The sequence below is a fragment of the Streptomyces sp. NPDC039430 genome (assembly GCF_055639435.1).
Map to the genome: position 1 here is coordinate 79,475 of NZ_JBVKAK010000021.1, position 14,726 is coordinate 94,200.

At 67.9% G+C, this 14,726-nt stretch carries 13 protein-coding genes; 5 read left to right on the forward strand and 8 right to left on the reverse strand.

Features of this window, described 5'->3' with window-relative positions; translation table 11 throughout:
- Positions 1-74: 74 nt before the first annotated feature.
- A complete protein-coding gene (locus ACZ7LS_RS33385) occupies positions 75-581 on the reverse strand; it encodes a GNAT family N-acetyltransferase (RefSeq protein ID WP_382525723.1) in 507 nt (168 codons plus the stop codon).
- Between the two features lie 107 nt (positions 582-688).
- Here ACZ7LS_RS33385 and ACZ7LS_RS33390 point away from each other — a divergent pair, with 107 nt between their 5' ends.
- Positions 689-1,975, forward strand: coding sequence for a geranylgeranyl reductase family protein (locus ACZ7LS_RS33390; protein WP_129773153.1), 1,287 nt, complete (start codon positions 689-691; stop codon positions 1,973-1,975).
- Between the two features lie 156 nt (positions 1,976-2,131).
- Here the strand turns inward: ACZ7LS_RS33390 and ACZ7LS_RS33395 are convergent, their stop codons facing one another.
- Positions 2,132-2,680: a glycoside hydrolase family 25 protein gene (locus ACZ7LS_RS33395; RefSeq protein ID WP_385134602.1), complete on the reverse strand. Its 549-nt coding sequence runs from the start codon at positions 2,678-2,680 to the stop codon at positions 2,132-2,134.
- A 349-nt stretch (positions 2,681-3,029) separates the two neighbouring features.
- Here ACZ7LS_RS33395 and ACZ7LS_RS33400 point away from each other — a divergent pair, with 349 nt between their 5' ends.
- The gene (locus tag ACZ7LS_RS33400; protein ID WP_469450099.1) at positions 3,030-5,696 is read left to right on the forward strand and encodes a scabin-related ADP-ribosyltransferase; all 2,667 of its coding nucleotides are present in this window, start codon (positions 3,030-3,032) and stop codon (positions 5,694-5,696) included.
- Positions 5,697-5,737: 41 nt separating this feature from the next.
- On the opposite strand, the gene ACZ7LS_RS33405 is transcribed toward ACZ7LS_RS33400, so the two are convergent.
- The 3 genes from ACZ7LS_RS33405 to ACZ7LS_RS33415 all read right to left on the reverse strand — a co-directional run bounded on the left by ACZ7LS_RS33405 (position 5,738) and on the right by ACZ7LS_RS33415 (position 7,561).
- Positions 5,738-6,097, reverse strand: coding sequence for a hypothetical protein (locus tag ACZ7LS_RS33405; RefSeq protein WP_382525729.1), 360 nt, complete (start codon positions 6,095-6,097; stop codon positions 5,738-5,740).
- Positions 6,098-6,503: 406 nt separating this feature from the next.
- Complete coding sequence (locus ACZ7LS_RS33410) at positions 6,504-6,698, reverse strand: DUF397 domain-containing protein (protein WP_382525731.1); 195 nt, start codon at positions 6,696-6,698, stop codon at positions 6,504-6,506.
- Between the two features lie 11 nt (positions 6,699-6,709).
- Positions 6,710-7,561 (reverse strand): helix-turn-helix domain-containing protein, encoded by an 852-nt coding sequence (locus tag ACZ7LS_RS33415; protein WP_382878739.1) that lies wholly within the window; start codon positions 7,559-7,561, stop codon positions 6,710-6,712.
- A 245-nt stretch (positions 7,562-7,806) separates the two neighbouring features.
- On the opposite strand from ACZ7LS_RS33415, the gene ACZ7LS_RS33420 reads away from it, so the two are divergent.
- Positions 7,807-8,280: an ATP-binding protein gene (locus ACZ7LS_RS33420; RefSeq protein WP_382525735.1), complete on the forward strand. Its 474-nt coding sequence runs from the start codon at positions 7,807-7,809 to the stop codon at positions 8,278-8,280.
- A 1,859-nt stretch (positions 8,281-10,139) separates the two neighbouring features.
- Here ACZ7LS_RS33420 and ACZ7LS_RS33425 read toward each other — a convergent pair.
- Positions 10,140-10,733 carry a hypothetical protein gene (locus ACZ7LS_RS33425; RefSeq protein ID WP_385134605.1) on the reverse strand — a complete coding sequence of 198 codons (594 nt, stop codon included), beginning with the start codon at positions 10,731-10,733 and terminating at the stop codon, positions 10,140-10,142.
- A 165-nt stretch (positions 10,734-10,898) separates the two neighbouring features.
- Entirely contained in the window at positions 10,899-11,579 is a 681-nt protein-coding gene (locus ACZ7LS_RS33430; protein WP_382525741.1) for a TetR/AcrR family transcriptional regulator, read from the reverse strand.
- A 103-nt stretch (positions 11,580-11,682) separates the two neighbouring features.
- Here ACZ7LS_RS33430 and ACZ7LS_RS33435 point away from each other — a divergent pair, with 103 nt between their 5' ends.
- Positions 11,683-12,615, forward strand: a complete 933-nt coding sequence (locus tag ACZ7LS_RS33435) for an SDR family oxidoreductase (protein WP_385134607.1) — start codon at positions 11,683-11,685, stop codon at positions 12,613-12,615.
- Positions 12,616-12,701: 86 nt separating this feature from the next.
- Here the strand turns inward: ACZ7LS_RS33435 and ACZ7LS_RS33440 are convergent, their stop codons facing one another.
- Positions 12,702-13,550 carry a C40 family peptidase gene (locus tag ACZ7LS_RS33440; protein ID WP_382525745.1) on the reverse strand — a complete coding sequence of 283 codons (849 nt, stop codon included), beginning with the start codon at positions 13,548-13,550 and terminating at the stop codon, positions 12,702-12,704.
- An 813-nt stretch (positions 13,551-14,363) separates the two neighbouring features.
- On the opposite strand from ACZ7LS_RS33440, the gene ACZ7LS_RS33445 reads away from it, so the two are divergent.
- Positions 14,364-14,723 carry an NADH-quinone oxidoreductase subunit A gene (locus ACZ7LS_RS33445; RefSeq protein WP_382525791.1) on the forward strand — a complete coding sequence of 120 codons (360 nt, stop codon included), beginning with the start codon at positions 14,364-14,366 and terminating at the stop codon, positions 14,721-14,723.
- Positions 14,724-14,726 lie beyond the last annotated feature (3 nt).

A 14,726-nucleotide genomic window follows, 5' to 3' on the forward strand; every position in this document is an offset into this window, starting at 1 on the left:
CTTCGGCTCCGGCTCGGTTCCGACTTCGGTTCAGGCTCGGTCCCGGCTCGGCTCCGGATCAGGCGCTCACCGGCTCACAACTCCATCCGAAAGCAGTACGCGGTGTCCCCCGACGAGAGCGGGTACGTCTCCGCCAGTTCCATCCCGAGCCGCCGCGTCACCGCGACCGAGCGTTCGTTGCGGGAGTTGACCATCGCGACGACCCGGCCGACCCCCGCCGCGCGTACCCGTTCCAACGTGGCGCGCGCGGCGGCCGTCGCGTAACCCCGCCCCCAGTGGGCCCGCCCCAGCCGCCAGCCGATCTCGATCTCGCCGACCGGACCGAACGTCTCGTGCGGCCAGGGCTGTGCGCCGGTGAAGCCGATGACCTCACCGTCGTCGTCCGTCATCGTCCAGAAGCAGAAGCCGCGCTCGGCGTCGTGCCTGCGCTGCCGGGCGGTCAACTCCTCGTACACCGACTTCTCCGCCGAGACGCCACCGTGGAACTCCATCACCTCGGGGTCGTCGAAAACCCGGTGCCAGTGGAACGCGTCCTCCTCCGTGGGCACGTGGAGCTGCACCACAGGGAGGGGGTGGGTCATGTTGTTCACGAGGGCAGCCCTTCAGTGGAGGTAACAGTGCACCCCCATAGACTGCACATGCCCCGTGCCGCCAGGTACCCAAATTCGAGTCTTCGGGAGAACCCGCTGTGACCGAGCCCCTCTCCGAAAACAGCGCAGATGTGATCGTCGTGGGCGCCGGCCCGGCCGGTTCCACCACCGCGTACTACCTCGCCAAGGCGGGCCTGGACGTTCTGCTGCTGGAGAAGACCGCGTTCCCGCGCGAGAAGGTCTGCGGCGACGGCCTTACCCCGCGCGCCACGAAGCAGCTCGTCTCGATGGGCATCGACATCTCCGAAGAGGCCGGCTGGCTGCGGAACAAGGGGCTCCGGATCATCGGCGGCGGCGTACGGCTCCAGCTGGACTGGCCGGATCTGGCCGCGTACCCGGACTACGGCCTGGTCCGCAAGCGCGACGACTTCGACGAACAGCTCGCCCGCCAGGCGCAGAAGGCCGGCGCGCGGCTGCACGAGCGGTGCAACGTGGGCGCCCCGATCACCGACGACCGCACCGGCCGCATCATCGGCGTCAACGCCAAGCTGGGCGAGGAGAAGACCCCGGTCACCTTCCACGCGCCGCTCGTCGTCGCGGCCGACGGGAACTCGACCCGGCTGTCCCTGGGCATGGGCCTGCACCGGCGCGAGGACCGACCGATGGGTGTCGCGGTCCGTACGTACTTCACCTCCCCCCGCCACGACGACGACTACCTGGAGTCGTGGCTCGAACTCTGGGACCGGCGAGGCCCCGGCGAGGACCGGCTGCTGCCCGGCTACGGCTGGATCTTCGGGATGGGCGACGGTACGTCCAATGTCGGCCTCGGCATCCTCAACTCCTCCTCCGCGTACAAGGAGCTGGACTGGCGCGAGGTGCTCAAGGCGTGGTGCGCCTCGATGCCGGAGGACTGGGGCTACACCCCGGACAACATGACGATGCCGATCCGCGGCGCCGCGCTGCCCATGGCGTTCAACCGCCAGCCGCACTACACCAAGGGCCTGTTGCTGGTCGGTGACGCGGGCGGCATGGTCAACCCGTTCAATGGCGAGGGCATCGCGTACGCCATGGAGTCCGGCCAGATCGCCGCCGACGTCATCGTCCAGGCCCACGCCCGCGCGACCCCCGCCCAGCGCGAGATGGCACTGCTCCACTATCCGAAGGTTCTCAAGGAGACCTACGGCGGCTACTACACGCTCGGCCGCGCCTTCGTGAAGCTCATCGGCAACCCGAAGATCATGAAGATCGCCACGCAGCGCGGGCTGACGCATCCGCTGCTGATGAAGTTCACCCTGAAGATGCTGGCGAACCTGACGGACCCGACGGGCGGTGATGCGATGGACCGCATCATCAACGGACTGTCGAAGGTGGCCCCCAAGGCGTAGAGGGCACACCCGGCCCCGGAATTCATTCCGGCCCGGATCCCCGGGGCCGCGGGGAATTCGGCCCGGACCCCCGGGGCCGCAGGGAATTCGTGCCGGCCTCGGGTCCACGGGGCCGCGGGGAATTCGTGCCGGCCTCGGGTTCACGGGGAATTTGTCTCAGCCTCGGGTCCACTTCTTCAGCGCGGCCCGGTCGGCGAACTTCCCCACGTTCGTGTCGACCGGGGTGTCCGTGTACTGATGGAACTGCCACGCGGCCTTGATCCGGGGCTTTCCGGCGGTCACATAGTCGGCGATCCACAGCGCGTCACCCGCGTTGCTGGTGGTGTCGCGGTGCAGCCAGTAGTACTGCCCGCAGTACAGCCCCACCCGGTGATTGGACCCGCGCAACCGCTTCACCTCGGAGATGAACGCGTCCTTCTCGGCGCAGGAAACCCCGTCGTCCTCCCAGTCGGCGAACAGCGGGTCGTACTCGACGCTGGCGCACTTCTCGACGAAATAGCGCGCCTGCGCCTTCATGTCACCGGGCCGCAGGAAGTGATAGAACCCGACCACCAGCCCGGCGTCCCGGGCCCGTCCGGCCTGCGCGGTCATCTTGGGGTTGACGTACGACGTGCCCTCGGTGGCCTTGACGAAGACGAAGTCGAGGTCGGCGGTGCTGTAGCTGGAACTCTGATGTGACGAGACGTCGATGCCTTTGGTGGTCATGGGGGAGAGGCCTCCTGCGCGGTGGTTCAAGCGTTTCAACTCTCCCTTACCCAAGCGTGGTTCGTACGGACCGCGCTGGCGTATCGGCGACAGCCACGACATCTTTACGAGTGAAATCCCCGGCTGAGGGAACTTGAGCCCGCCGTTGAGACACGGCGTGGGCCCGGCGTGGGCCCGAGGTGGGTCCGTGGGCCCTTCGAAATGGGTCTTGGTCGTACGTACTGTCCGATATACGTGCCATGGGCTGGACGTCCGGGCCGGACAACAAAGCAGTTTGCTGGAAGGGTTACCCGTGTCGGACTCACAGGGCCTGGCGATTCAGGTCGGCATACCCACGCATCGTTGGGAGTTGCCGAGATCACTTGCTGTGACCCGGGTGCTGCTCTATCTGATGTTCGCTCTCACGCTGCTGGGCGCCATCGGCGTACTGAATTCGCTGCTGGAACTGGGCACCCACATCACGCCGACGCTCACACTGGCCGCGCTGTACGCGCTGGTGCCGGGTATCGCCGCCGTGATTCTGGCGCGGCGCCTGTGGACCGGTGGGAAAGTTGTCTGGCTCGCGTTGATCGGTCTCCAGGGATGGCTGCTGGTCGGCAGCATCGTCAATCTGTACGGGGGTTCCGCGCGGGGGCTCAGCCAGCTTCTGCTGCCGGGTGCTCTGCTGGTGCTGGTCGGTGCGGGTGCCAGTCGGACGTGGTTCGAACTGCCTGCGGAGCAGCGGGCTGTGAGGCCGCGGTGGACGCTGGAGCGGCTGCGCCGGGAGGGGATCCCGTCGATCTCCCACTTGATCGGGTGGCGCAGGAACCGTGGTCAGACGACGGCCGAGTACGTGGGAATGATCGGCCTGGTCGCGCTGATCATCGGCGCGCTTGTGCTGGGCGGCGTGGGCACTCAGATCGCGAACGGCCTCCAGACGGCGGTCTGCAACATCCTCGGCGGCGACTGCGACAGCGATGCGGTCGCGGGCGGCGGCGGTGAGTCGGGGGGCGGCGGCAACGGTGGTGGCACCGGTGGCACCGGTGGCACCGGCAACGGCGGTGGGGACAACGGGGGTGGTGACTCCGGTGGCGGGGACAACGGCGGTGGTGACTCCGGTGGGAGCAACGGGGGTGGTGACTCCGGTGGTGGGGACAACGGCGGTGGTGACTCCGGTGGGAGCAACGGGGGTGGTGACTCCGGCGGTGGGGACAACGGCGGTGGTGACTCCGGCGGTGGGGACAACGGGGGTGGTGACTCCGGCGGTGGGGACAACGGCGGTGGGTCCGATGGCGGGTCTGACGGTGGCGGTTCCAACGGCGGTGGCTCGGACGGCGGACGTTCGAGCGGTGGTGGCTCCAACGGGGGCGGGTCGAACGGCGGCGGGTCCGATGGTGGGTCGGACGGCGGTGGTTCGGATGGTGGGTCTGATAGTGGCGGCTCCGACGGTGGTTCGGACGGCGGCGGTTCAAGCGGCGGCGGGTCGAACGGCGGCGGGTCCAATGGTGGCGGGTCCAATGGTGGATCAGACGGTGGCGGTTCGAACGGCGGCGGGTCCAGCGGTGGTGGGTCCAACGGTGGTGGTTCGAACGGTGGCGGGTCCAGCGGTGGTGGGTCCAACGGTGGTGGTTCGAACGGTGGCGGGTCCAGCGGTGGTGGGTCCAACGGTGGTGGTTCGAACGGTGGCGGGTCCAGCGGTGGTGGGTCCAACGGTGGTGGTTCGAACGGTGGCGGCTCGAACGGTGGTGGTTCGAACGGCGGCGGGTCCAGCGGTGGCGGTTCCAACGGCGGTGGTTCGAACGGCGGCGGGTCCAGCAGTGGCGGTTCCACCGGTGGTCGCTCAAGCGGTGGTGGCTCGAATGGCGGCAGTTCGAGCGGTGGCAGTTCGAGCGGTGGTGGCTCGAACGGTGGTGGTTCGAGCGGCGGTGGGTCGAGCAGTGGCGGCTCGGACAGTGGTGGTTCGGGTGGCGAAACCGTGTGCACGCCCGTCATGGGTCCTGCGGGGATCACCCAGCACTGCACGGGACCGGATAAGCCGGATAAGCCGGATGACGATGACAAGGATGACGACAAGGACAAGGACGACGACGGCAAGGAAACCGTCTGCACGCCGGTCATGGGTCCTGCGGGGATCACCCAGCACTGCACGGAGCAGGACAAGCCGGATAAGCCGGATGACGACGACAAGGATGACGACAAGGACGACGACAACGACGACTGTCGGAACAAAAATGTCGCCTTCTACAACCGTGTGACCCCCGGCGGAGCCGGCAGCGGGCGCTACACGCTCGCCTCGGCCGGTATTCGTACGCCCGTTGTCGTCAGTGGCACCACGTTCGCAGCCGGCTCCGGAATCCCTTCCCCCCTGAACCTGATCTCCACGGTGTCCGGGTCCACCATCGCCGGTGTCGACACGTTCCAGGACGTCAAGGACAGGCTGACCATCGCGATCGGCCTCACGGACCCGCCGCCCCCGCCGATCAAGGAAGACCCGGAGCCGGAGCCCGAGCCGGAGCCCGAGCCCGAGCCGGGGCCGGAGGACTGCCCGGTCGGCAAGCCCAACCCCAACCCTCACCCAGAGGTGATGGAGGACGACTACGACATCAAGATCACGGGTGTCGACCAGGAAGACATCAAGTGGCGCGACTCGGACGAGCCTCTGTACCGCTTCGATGACCGTCCCCCCGAGGACATCTTCCTGAACGGCTTCGATCCCAAGAATCCGGACAACGGGGATCTGTACGACTACGTCACGCAGAACACGGACTCGGCGTTCGTCGGGACGACGAGGAACGAGCAGCCGGATCTGCTCTACGAAGACAGGAAGTACCGCTACGACATCGATCCGCCGGGGGGAATCGACGTCAACGGGACCCTCGGGGACAACAGTCGCTGGTCCAGCGAAGAGGAGGTCGCCTTCCCCGGCGGGATCGATTCGAGGTACATCAAGGGCGCCTGGGAGATCAACCCGGACGGTAGTTTGGGCAAGTACATACCGAACGACAAGTGGTACGAGCCGCCGAACGAGCGAGACTGACGGCTGAGCCGTACGTATGGCCCTGTGCGGTGACCGATCGGTCACCGCACAGGGCCATCGTCATGCCGGGTGCTGAGGGGGAGCGGGACGGGGTGTACGGTCCACTCCGTCCAGAGGCCACGGTGGCTGAGCGAGAACCCGCACGGCTCGCCCCGGTGCAGCGCCCCGACCGCGCCGATGCAGCCGCCGCCGTCCACCCAACTCAGGGCGCGTTTGCGCTCGATGGGCGGGAGGGTGGCGGCGAGATCACGAACGGCCCTGCGGATGGCGCTGATCGCGTCTGCGGGGGTGGGAGCCACGTGGTGCGACGCGTCGGCGACGCCGCCGACGGCCAGTGAGCTGTAGGTGACCCGCTCGCACCAGAACGCGCGCTCTGCTTGCTCTGTGCCGGAGTTGGGCATGGTGGGGCCTCCTGGCGGGTGGGCGGAGTGTGGAGGAGGTGCGGGGTTGCCCCCTGCCTTTGGCCGGCATGACGAGCGGCGGGCAGGGGGCAACCTTTCTGACGCTCCCCCAACTGGCGCAGAGGGAGGGGGAGTTGTGCGACATCCACGGGCACGGCGGGGCCGGGAGTTCTGCCCGTGGCGGCGGCACGGGGGAGACGTTAGCGTTTGCTGCGGACGCGTATCAAGTGTTTGACGTCTAACGAGTGAGGCGGCTCGTGTCGACGGGTTGTACGTGATGAAGCTGGCGGTCTGGGCGGAGGCTCAGGTCAGGTCGTCGAACTCGCCCTGTTTGGCGTCTCGGCAGCCAAACGGGCGGCCTCCACCTGCGCCGGTGGAGACCGCCCGTTGTGCGGAACGCGTTGGATCAAGCGAGGTTGTCGAACTCGCCTTCCTTGGCGCCGTCGAGGAAGGCGCGCAGCTTGGCGGGGGTGGTGTGGATGATGACGTCGGGGTTGTCGCTCTCGCGCATCAGGATCTCGCCGTCGTGCTCGGCAAGTTCGAGGCAGTTGCTGCCGTCAGCATTTGAGGACTTCGAGGACTTGCGCCAATGAATATCCATTTTTCACGCCTTCATACTTGTTGTGCGATTCTGCGAATGAAGTCTCGCGAACTCTCCGGATCGAGTGACCGCTCTTCGGTCCGATCCAGTGCGCCGCGCCAGTTCTCGAGGCTCGTCTCGGCATTCAGGAATCCTGATCCGGTTGCTGGATCCGTCTGTACGGTATCGAGCTGCGGAACGGGACCGTACACATAGTGTGCCGAACTGCTGGCATGCGGGAACCCACCCGCTGAGAACGGAATCACTCGAACGGTGACGTTGTCGCGTTCCGACTCCTTCAGTAGGTGGTCGAGCTGTCTGCCAGCGACTTTGGTGCCGCCGTACGTCATCCGTAGTGCGGCTTCGTGGATCAAGAACGTACAAGCGGGTGAGTCTGCGCGGTCGAGCACGTCGCGCCGCTTCAGGCGGTGTGAAAGCAGGCGTCGTAGGTAGGTGTCGCTTGGAGGTGGCACTGTCTCCGTGAATACGGCGCGTGCGTAGTCCTCGGTCTGGAGCAAGCCGGGCATGTGCATGATCTCCACTGACCGGATGCCGACGGCGTGGTGCTCCAGCTCGGCAAGATCGAGGGCGCCACTGGAGAGGTCGCCCCGATAGTCCTCCCACCATCCGTTTATGCGCTCTGCTGCCATGTCGGCGAGCGCCTCGATGTAGGCCGCGTCGGGGCATTCGTAATGGCCGGCCCAGGTGCGCACTCGCTCAGGGCTTACACCGAATCGACCGGATTCGATGTTGCTGATGGTGGTGCGATCCGTGCCGAGCTTGGCTGCCGCTTGGGTGAGCGACAAGCCAGTGCGCTCCCGGATCTTGCGCAGTTCGGTACCCAAGCGACATTGGCGCGCTGTGGGTGCCTTCCTCGATGGCATCGGCCTCTCCTCTTGTTGGCTTTCAGTGTGGCCCGTGACCAAACCGGGGTCCATCTCGTTCGTGACTTTACGCGACTCCGTCCAACGTGTGAGGTGAAGGCGCTATGGTCGTCTCAGCATCGCGTCGCACGTCAGTAAGACCGAAGTGCAGCCGCTTTGGCGCGCCTTGAGGCGCGCTCACGCGGTCATCGCCACGCATGGCGGGCCACGCGCCAGTTCAGACCGCACCGCGTTGGGAGAACGACATGACCACCGTGACCGCCACCGCAACTCCCGTACCCCCGCCACCACAAGGCGGCGAGAACTACCGGCTCGCCCTGCCTAACACCGCGAGCGCGGCCAAGGTCGCGCGTGACTTCGTCACGTCGCTGCTGGGGGTGAACCGTCACCGCGCACTCGTTGATGACGCGCGCCTTTGCGTGACCGAGGTGGTCACCAACGCGCATCGCCACACGCATACGCCGCTGATCCGCGTACATGTGACGGTCGATCACCAACAGGCCACGGTCTCCGTGGCGGACGACAGGCCCTGGTCCTTCCCCCTGCCGCCCGAGCCCGCCGCGCTGTGCGTGGAGCGTGCGCAGGATGGCGGACGCGGGCTGATGCTCGTGGACAGCCTGGCCCGTGCGTGGGGATTCACGATCTACGGGGGGCGCTCGCCCAAGCTGAAGGCGGTCTGGTTCACGTTGTCCGAGGCCAGGAACGAGGTGGCCGGGTGATGGAACCCGTAACGGATCCGGCGTGGTGTCGTGTGCGGTGATGCCTGCGGTGGACAGTGCCGCTGTTCCGCTGGTGCCGCTGGATGCGGAGGAGGGGTACACGTACACCTGCTACTGCTGCCCCGACCCGGTGCGGGTCACGATCCGTGCGCCGCAGGCGCATTTGGTGGGGCGTGTTCCTGGTGGTCGGCGGCGGGTCAGAACCGAGGGGTAGCCGGAGTGATCCGGAATCCATCATGGCGGGTGGGGGCCGCCCCTGATCTTTGAGTTTCGCGGTTGCGGGCCGGGCGTCAAGGGCGCTCCTTCGTCGCGTCGGCTACGCCGATTCCGCTGCGCTCCACCCTTGACACCCGCCCCTCCACCGCAAGTGCAGCTTTGAGGGGGGCGGCCCGGGGGGAGGGGTCCCCGGAGGGGATCCGTGGGTGGGGATGGTCGGTTGCCGACCTCGGATCGTGGGTGGTCTGCGCGGGAGTGGTGTGGGGTGGCCCGGCCCCGGCTTGGCGGGTTGGTGTGGGTGGGTGGTTGGGGCGCATGCCCCGCTGGTGGCGGTCCGTTGTCGGGTGCTTCTGTGGCCCGGGATGGACGGGATCCGCAGCTTGCCCTCTATGTGCCGTTTTGGCGGGCCTTTTGGGGGGTCTTCGGGCTGGTCGTGTGTCCTGTGGCCAGTTGACCGGGATGCATGGCGCCCCACGGCCTCTGGCCGGTCTGCTGTCGTCTGCTGGGGCGCGGGAGTGGTGTGGGGCGGCCCGGCGCCGGTTCAGCGACTGATCCCCGTGGACGGTTGGGATTCATGCCCCGCTGGTGGGGGAGGGTTTTCGGCTGCGGGTGAGTGCCGGGGGGTAGTCGGGGTGGCCCGGAATGGATCATGGCGGGTGGGGGCCGCCCCTTGGGTTTCAGTGTCGCGGCTCCGGGTCGGGCGTCAAGGGCGCTCCTTCGTCGCGTCGGCTGCGCCGATTGCGCTGCGCTCCACCCTTGACTCCCGTCCCTGCGCCGCAAGTGCTGCTTTGAGGGGGGCGGCCCGGGGGAGGGGTCCCCGGGGGGCTGGGTTCGTGGGCCGGGTCTGTTCCCGGCCTGCTGTCCGGTGGGTGGTCTGCGCGGGAGTGGTGTGGGGTGGCCCGGCCCCGGCTCAGCGACTGACCCCCGCAGGTGGCCGGGATTCGTGCCCCGCTGGTGACGATGTGTGGGTGGTGGGGCGGGTGTGACGGGGGAGGCGGTGAGTGGGCCGGCCAGGGGCCGTGGGGCGTCATGAGGCCCGGTTAGCTGGCACCAGGACGCATGACCAGCCCGAGGACTCCCCAAAAGGCCCGTCAAACTGGGACATAGGGAGCAAGCTGCGGGTCTCGTACGCCTTGGCCTACAGAAGCAGCCGACAACGGGCCCTCACCAGCGGGGCATGCGCCCCAACCACCCACCCACACCTGCTCGCTGAGCCGGTGCCGGGCCGCCCCACTCCACTCCTGCGCCCCCACCCACCGACCGGCAGTCGGCAACCGGACCCCCGCAACAAGGGAGCTTCCCCGGGGACCCCTCCCCCCGGGCCGCCCCCCTCAAAGCAGCACTTGCGGCGCAGGGACGGGAGTCAAGGGTGACCGAAGGTCATCGGCTTGCCGACGCGACGAAGGAGCGCCCTTGACGCCCGACCCGGAGCCGCGAAACTGAAGCCTCAGGGGCGGCCCCCACCCGCCATGATCCATTCCGGGTCGCCACGGTTACCTCTTGGTCCTGACCCGCAGTCGAAGAACCCTCCCCCCACCAGCGGGGCATGAATCCCAACCACCCACCCACATCAGCCCGCTTAGCCGGTGCCCCGCCGCCCCACTCCACCCCCGCGCCCCCACCCACCAGCCCGCCGTCGCCCCCTACCCGTACCCGTACCCGCCCCCGTACCCGCCCCCGCCCGGCTGCTGCGGTTCGTCCGGCGGTAGGTGCTTGAACATGCTCAGTACCCCCGGGCGGCTCGCGCCGACCAGTTCCCAGGCTCGGTTGATGCCCACGATGAACATGACGATCACCAGGATCGCGTGCGTGCGCACCTGTGAGACGTCCGCCTCGGTGCCGTTGATGCTCAGCGCGCTCGTCAGCTGCACCACGTACAGCGCCAGGAGCATGGCCAGCGACGCCGTGGATCGGAGGATTTCCCACCAGGCGCTGCGTGGGATCTCCGTCCGCAGCCGTGCCACGGCGAGGACCACCGTCGAGACGATTCCGGCGATCGACACGATGGTCGAGCCGGTCCCCAGGTTGTTCCCGGGGATCAGCGCCACCATCGAGACGACCAGCGCGTCGGTGAAGACGCTCAGTGCCGCCGCCGCGTTGAAGCCTTCCTTCCGGCGCTCCGCCTTCGCGATCACCGATCTGGGGACCACCGACATCGCGACGAACAGCAGGCCGATCAGCGCGCCCACCGCGCTCGCGGCGGCGAGGAAGAAGTCGTGGAAGTCGTCGCTGACCATGGGCGGTGACTGTACCGGGGCCCCTACGCGTTCCGTCGTATCCGCCGACTGAGCCTCAGGGCGCCGCGCGCCTCAGCGCGGCATCTCGTGCCCCAGCGAGCGCATCCCGCGCCTCAGCCGAAGTCCCCGCCTCAGCCCATCCCACGCCTCAGCCCATCCCCCGCCTCAGCGCGCCGCGCGGGCCAGCAGGCCCGAGGCCGCCACCTCCAGCTGCTCGCGGAGCGTCGCCGTGAAGTCCATGCGCAGGGCCGCCAGTGCGGGATCGGCCTCGTACGCGGCCAGCATCGCGGCCGACGGCTGCGCGTGGGTCCAGATCGCGCCGGTCAGCAAGAAGGCGGCGGCGGCGTACCGCATCGCGTCGTTTTCGTCCAGCTCGGGTACGTATGCGCGGATCAGCCGGGCCATGACGGAGGCGTTGGCCAGGGTGGCGTGTTTGTACTCCGCGGCGATCCGCGGGGAGACGTTCCGTTCCAGCACCGCGGCCTGTGTGCTGACCAGGTCGCAGAGCACCGGGCGGGCCGCGAGTGTCTCCGCGAAGGCGCCGGCGAGCTGGTCGCCGCGTTCGTACGGTCCGCCGGCTGTGTCGACCGCCGTGGCGAGGGCGTCGTCCAGCAGCTCCAGCCACTCCCGCAGCGCGGTGTCGAGCAGTTCGAGCAGGACCGCCTCGCGGGACTCGAAGTAGCGCAGCACGTTCGACTTCGCCAGACCGACCCGTCGGCTCAGCTCGTTGAGGCTCACCTGTGCCACGGGCATCTCGGTCAGCATCGCCGCCGCGGTGTCCAGGATCGCCTGCCGGCGTACGGCGCGCTGCTCCTCGCTGCGGGCGCGCTGGAAGGGCGTTGTCATGGCCTCAGACTACAGACCCCTGGTCTGTTGTTAGCAGACCATCGGTCTGCTAGCGTCGGGGCAGTCGAGACAACAGACCGCCGGTCTACTAGAAGGAGTCGCCATGTACGTCGTCCCCGACCAGAGCGGGAAGCTCGCCGTCGTCACCGGCGCCAACAGCGGGACCGGCAAGGAAGCGGCCCGGCGGCTCGCCGGCGCGGGGGCGCGGGTCGTGATGGCCGTCCGTACGGTCGCCAAGGGCGAGCAGGCCCGTGCGGAGATCCTGGCCCAGCACCCGGACGCCCGGCTGGAGGTGCGCCGGATCGATCTGGCCGAGCTGGCCTCCGTCCAGGAGTTCGCCGACGGGCTCATCGCCGACGGCACCCCACTCGATCTGCTGGTCAACAACGCCGGGGTGATGGCCCCGCCGTCCAGGCACACCACGGCCGACGGCTTCGAGCTCCAGATGGGCAGCAACTACCTCGGCCCCTTCGCGCTGACCGTCCGGCTGCTTCCGCTGCTGCTCTCCGCCACCGCGCCGCGGGTGACCACGATGAGCAGCGGTGTGGCCAACTACGGCCGTATCGACTTCGAGGATCTTCAGTGGGAGCGCCGCCGCTACAGCCCCAACCTCTCCTACGCGCAGTCCAAGCTCGCCAACCTGATGATGACCCGGCACCTCGCGGCCCTCGCCGCCGAGCGCGGCTGGCGGCTGCTGAGCACCGGCGCGCACCCCGGCTATACCCGCACGAACCTCCAGACGACGGGGCCGAGTCTCGGCACCGGCAAGCCGTCGCGCGGGGTCTCCGTACTCACGTCTCTCACCTTCCTGCCCTCGCAGGACGTCCAGCAGGGCACGGAACCGCTGCTGTACGCGGCGGCCGATCCCGGTGCCGTCGCGGGTGGTTACTACGGTCCGAGCCGACGGTTCGAGCTGGTCGGCCCCACCACCACGGCCCGTACCACCCGCCGGGCCCTCGACCCGGCCGCCAACGCCCGTCTGTGGGCGGAGTCCGAGCGCCTCACGGGAGTCACGCTTCCTGCCCCGGCCGCCTGACAGGGCGAGGAGGGGAACGACGAAGACCCGCATCCCCCGAGAGGGGTGCGGGTGTTCGCCGTATGGCCGGTGGGCCTGCGGGTGGATCAGAGGACGCGGACCGCGCCGCTCGGCGGGTCCCAGTCCATGGACTTCTTCACAACACCGGAGCTGGGGTTCTGCGCGCCGATGAACTCGCCGCCGCCGGCGTAGATCGCCGTGTGGTACGCGCTGCCCGCGCCGCCCCAGTAGAGGATGTCACCCGGCTGGAGGTTGCTCAGGGAGACCTGGGTGCCGGCCGTCGACTGGTCCTGCGAGACGCGCGGGAGGTCGACACCGATCTGGCGGTAGGCGGCCTGGACGAGGGCGGAGCAGTCCCAGGCGTTCGGGCCCGTCGAGCCCATGATGTACGCGTCGCCGATCTGGGACTGGGCGAACGCGAGGACGGCCGCCGCGGAGCCGGTCGCCTGTGAGCTGACGTTCGAGGCGGAGGCGGTCGAGCCGGAGGACGAGCCCGAGCCGGAGTTCGAGGAGGAGGACGCCGACAGGGTCGTGCGCTCCGCGGTACGGGACGCGCGCTCGGCGGCGGCAGCGGCCTTGGCGCGGGCCTCGGCGGCCTTCTTCTTCGCCTCGGCCTCGCGGTCCGCCTCGGCCTTGGCCTTCTTGGCGGTCTGCGCGGCGGAGGACGCGGCGGCGTCCTGCTGGGCGCGCAGGTCCAGGGAGTTCGCGACGCGCTGCGTGGCCTCGGCGGACCGCGTGAAGTCGCCGACGAGTCCGGAGGTGAGCGTGGGCATTTCGATGGTCTGGGTGGTCACCGGCTCGGCGTTCGCCGGTCCGGCGGCACCGGCGACCGCGATGGTGCTGAGGACGCCACCGGCAACTCCACTACGGAGGACGACTTTCGACGCGCTGCGGCGGGGCTTCCGGTGGCTGGGTATGTGAGCGGTGTGGGACATGAGAACTACGGCTATCAGGTGGAACCTGGTTCCCGTCAAGCAAGGTGTGTTGCGCCACAGTTACGTTCGGAATCTGTGAATCCGCTTAGCCTCGGGTCTTATTGACGCCGTAACGGGCAAACCGGGCATGGGTGATCATGGCTGTGATCACGGTCTTTCGGGTAAACGTCCGAATTGCCCGCCACTTACCACCCCTTCACATACTTGGCCAAGCCCTCTTGTCTTGGCGGTGAGGTGAGGTGGTACAGGTCACAGAGTGGCCACGTCCGGCGGCCGGAACGATCACGGGGCCCGCTCGGGGTGATCCCGGCGTGATCTCGGCGTGATCTTGGGGTCCTTCGAAGGTGCTCGCACGTATCTCTGTGGACGCACGTGAAGCTGTCCCGGTTGCTCGTGAATGCGTGCACGTGTCCATGTCGGTCCGCACTTCCCCTCGTGCGGGTGACCATCGGGCCCTTATCACGGTAGACTATTTCATTGCAAATTTGCTTGTACGGTGCATCCCTTGGTAGAGGGATGCGCCCCCGACCAGCGGAAACGAGATCGGATGTCACATCTGGTGACCGCTCGGCCGCTTCACGTATGAAGATCACCGCTCATCCGACTTCATGATCCTTCGTCGGGTGGTGGAGATCACAAAGCCGTTGCTGTACCCCGTGTCGCAGATCACAGACCACCGGGCATAGGATGCGGGGCAGTCGGGCTTGTGAACTGCCTCACATGTACGCGATCTTCAGGGGTTGCGGTGGGGCGGCGAGGCGAACCGCCCGGTGCGATCCAACGGTCAAGGACGACTGGAAGGAGCTGAGGGGCGTGAATTCCTACGCACCCATCCTCGTGCTCGGCGCCCTCGGGGCTGGGTTTGCGATCTTCTCCGTGGTCATGGCCACGCTTATCGGGCCAAAGCGCTACAACCGGGCCAAAATTGAAGCGTACGAGTGTGGCATCGAACCCACGCCGACGCCGGCCGGAGGCGGCCGTTTTCCCATCAAGTACTACCTGACGGCGATGCTCTTCATCATCTTCGATATCGAGGTCGTCTTCCTTTACCCCTGGGCTGTCACCTTCGACTCCCTGGGGCTTTTCGGGCTCGTGGAGATGCTGCTCTTCGTGCTCACCGTCTTCGTCGCCTACGCGTATGTGTGGCGGCGCGGCGGTCTGGAATGGGACTAAAGG

Bases quoted from the DNA above. Each gene is read 5' to 3' on its own strand.
- ACZ7LS_RS33385 (WP_382525723.1), bottom strand. From the start codon at position 581: ATGACCCACCCCCTCCCTGTGGTGCAGCTCCACGTGCCCACGGAGGAG.
- ACZ7LS_RS33395 (WP_385134602.1), bottom strand. From the start codon at position 2,680: ATGACCACCAAAGGCATCGACGTCTCGTCACATCAGAGTTCCAGCTAC.
- ACZ7LS_RS33405 (WP_382525729.1), bottom strand. From the start codon at position 6,097: ATGCCCAACTCCGGCACAGAGCAAGCAGAGCGCGCGTTCTGGTGCGAG.
- ACZ7LS_RS33410 (WP_382525731.1), bottom strand. From the start codon at position 6,698: ATGGATATTCATTGGCGCAAGTCCTCGAAGTCCTCAAATGCTGACGGC.
- ACZ7LS_RS33415 (WP_382878739.1), bottom strand. From the start codon at position 7,561: ATGCCATCGAGGAAGGCACCCACAGCGCGCCAATGTCGCTTGGGTACC.
- ACZ7LS_RS33420 (WP_382525735.1), top strand. From the start codon at position 7,807: ATGACCACCGTGACCGCCACCGCAACTCCCGTACCCCCGCCACCACAA.
- ACZ7LS_RS33425 (WP_385134605.1), bottom strand. From the start codon at position 10,733: ATGGTCAGCGACGACTTCCACGACTTCTTCCTCGCCGCCGCGAGCGCG.
- ACZ7LS_RS33430 (WP_382525741.1), bottom strand. From the start codon at position 11,579: ATGACAACGCCCTTCCAGCGCGCCCGCAGCGAGGAGCAGCGCGCCGTA.
- ACZ7LS_RS33435 (WP_385134607.1), top strand. From the start codon at position 11,683: ATGTACGTCGTCCCCGACCAGAGCGGGAAGCTCGCCGTCGTCACCGGC.
- ACZ7LS_RS33440 (WP_382525745.1), bottom strand. From the start codon at position 13,550: ATGTCCCACACCGCTCACATACCCAGCCACCGGAAGCCCCGCCGCAGC.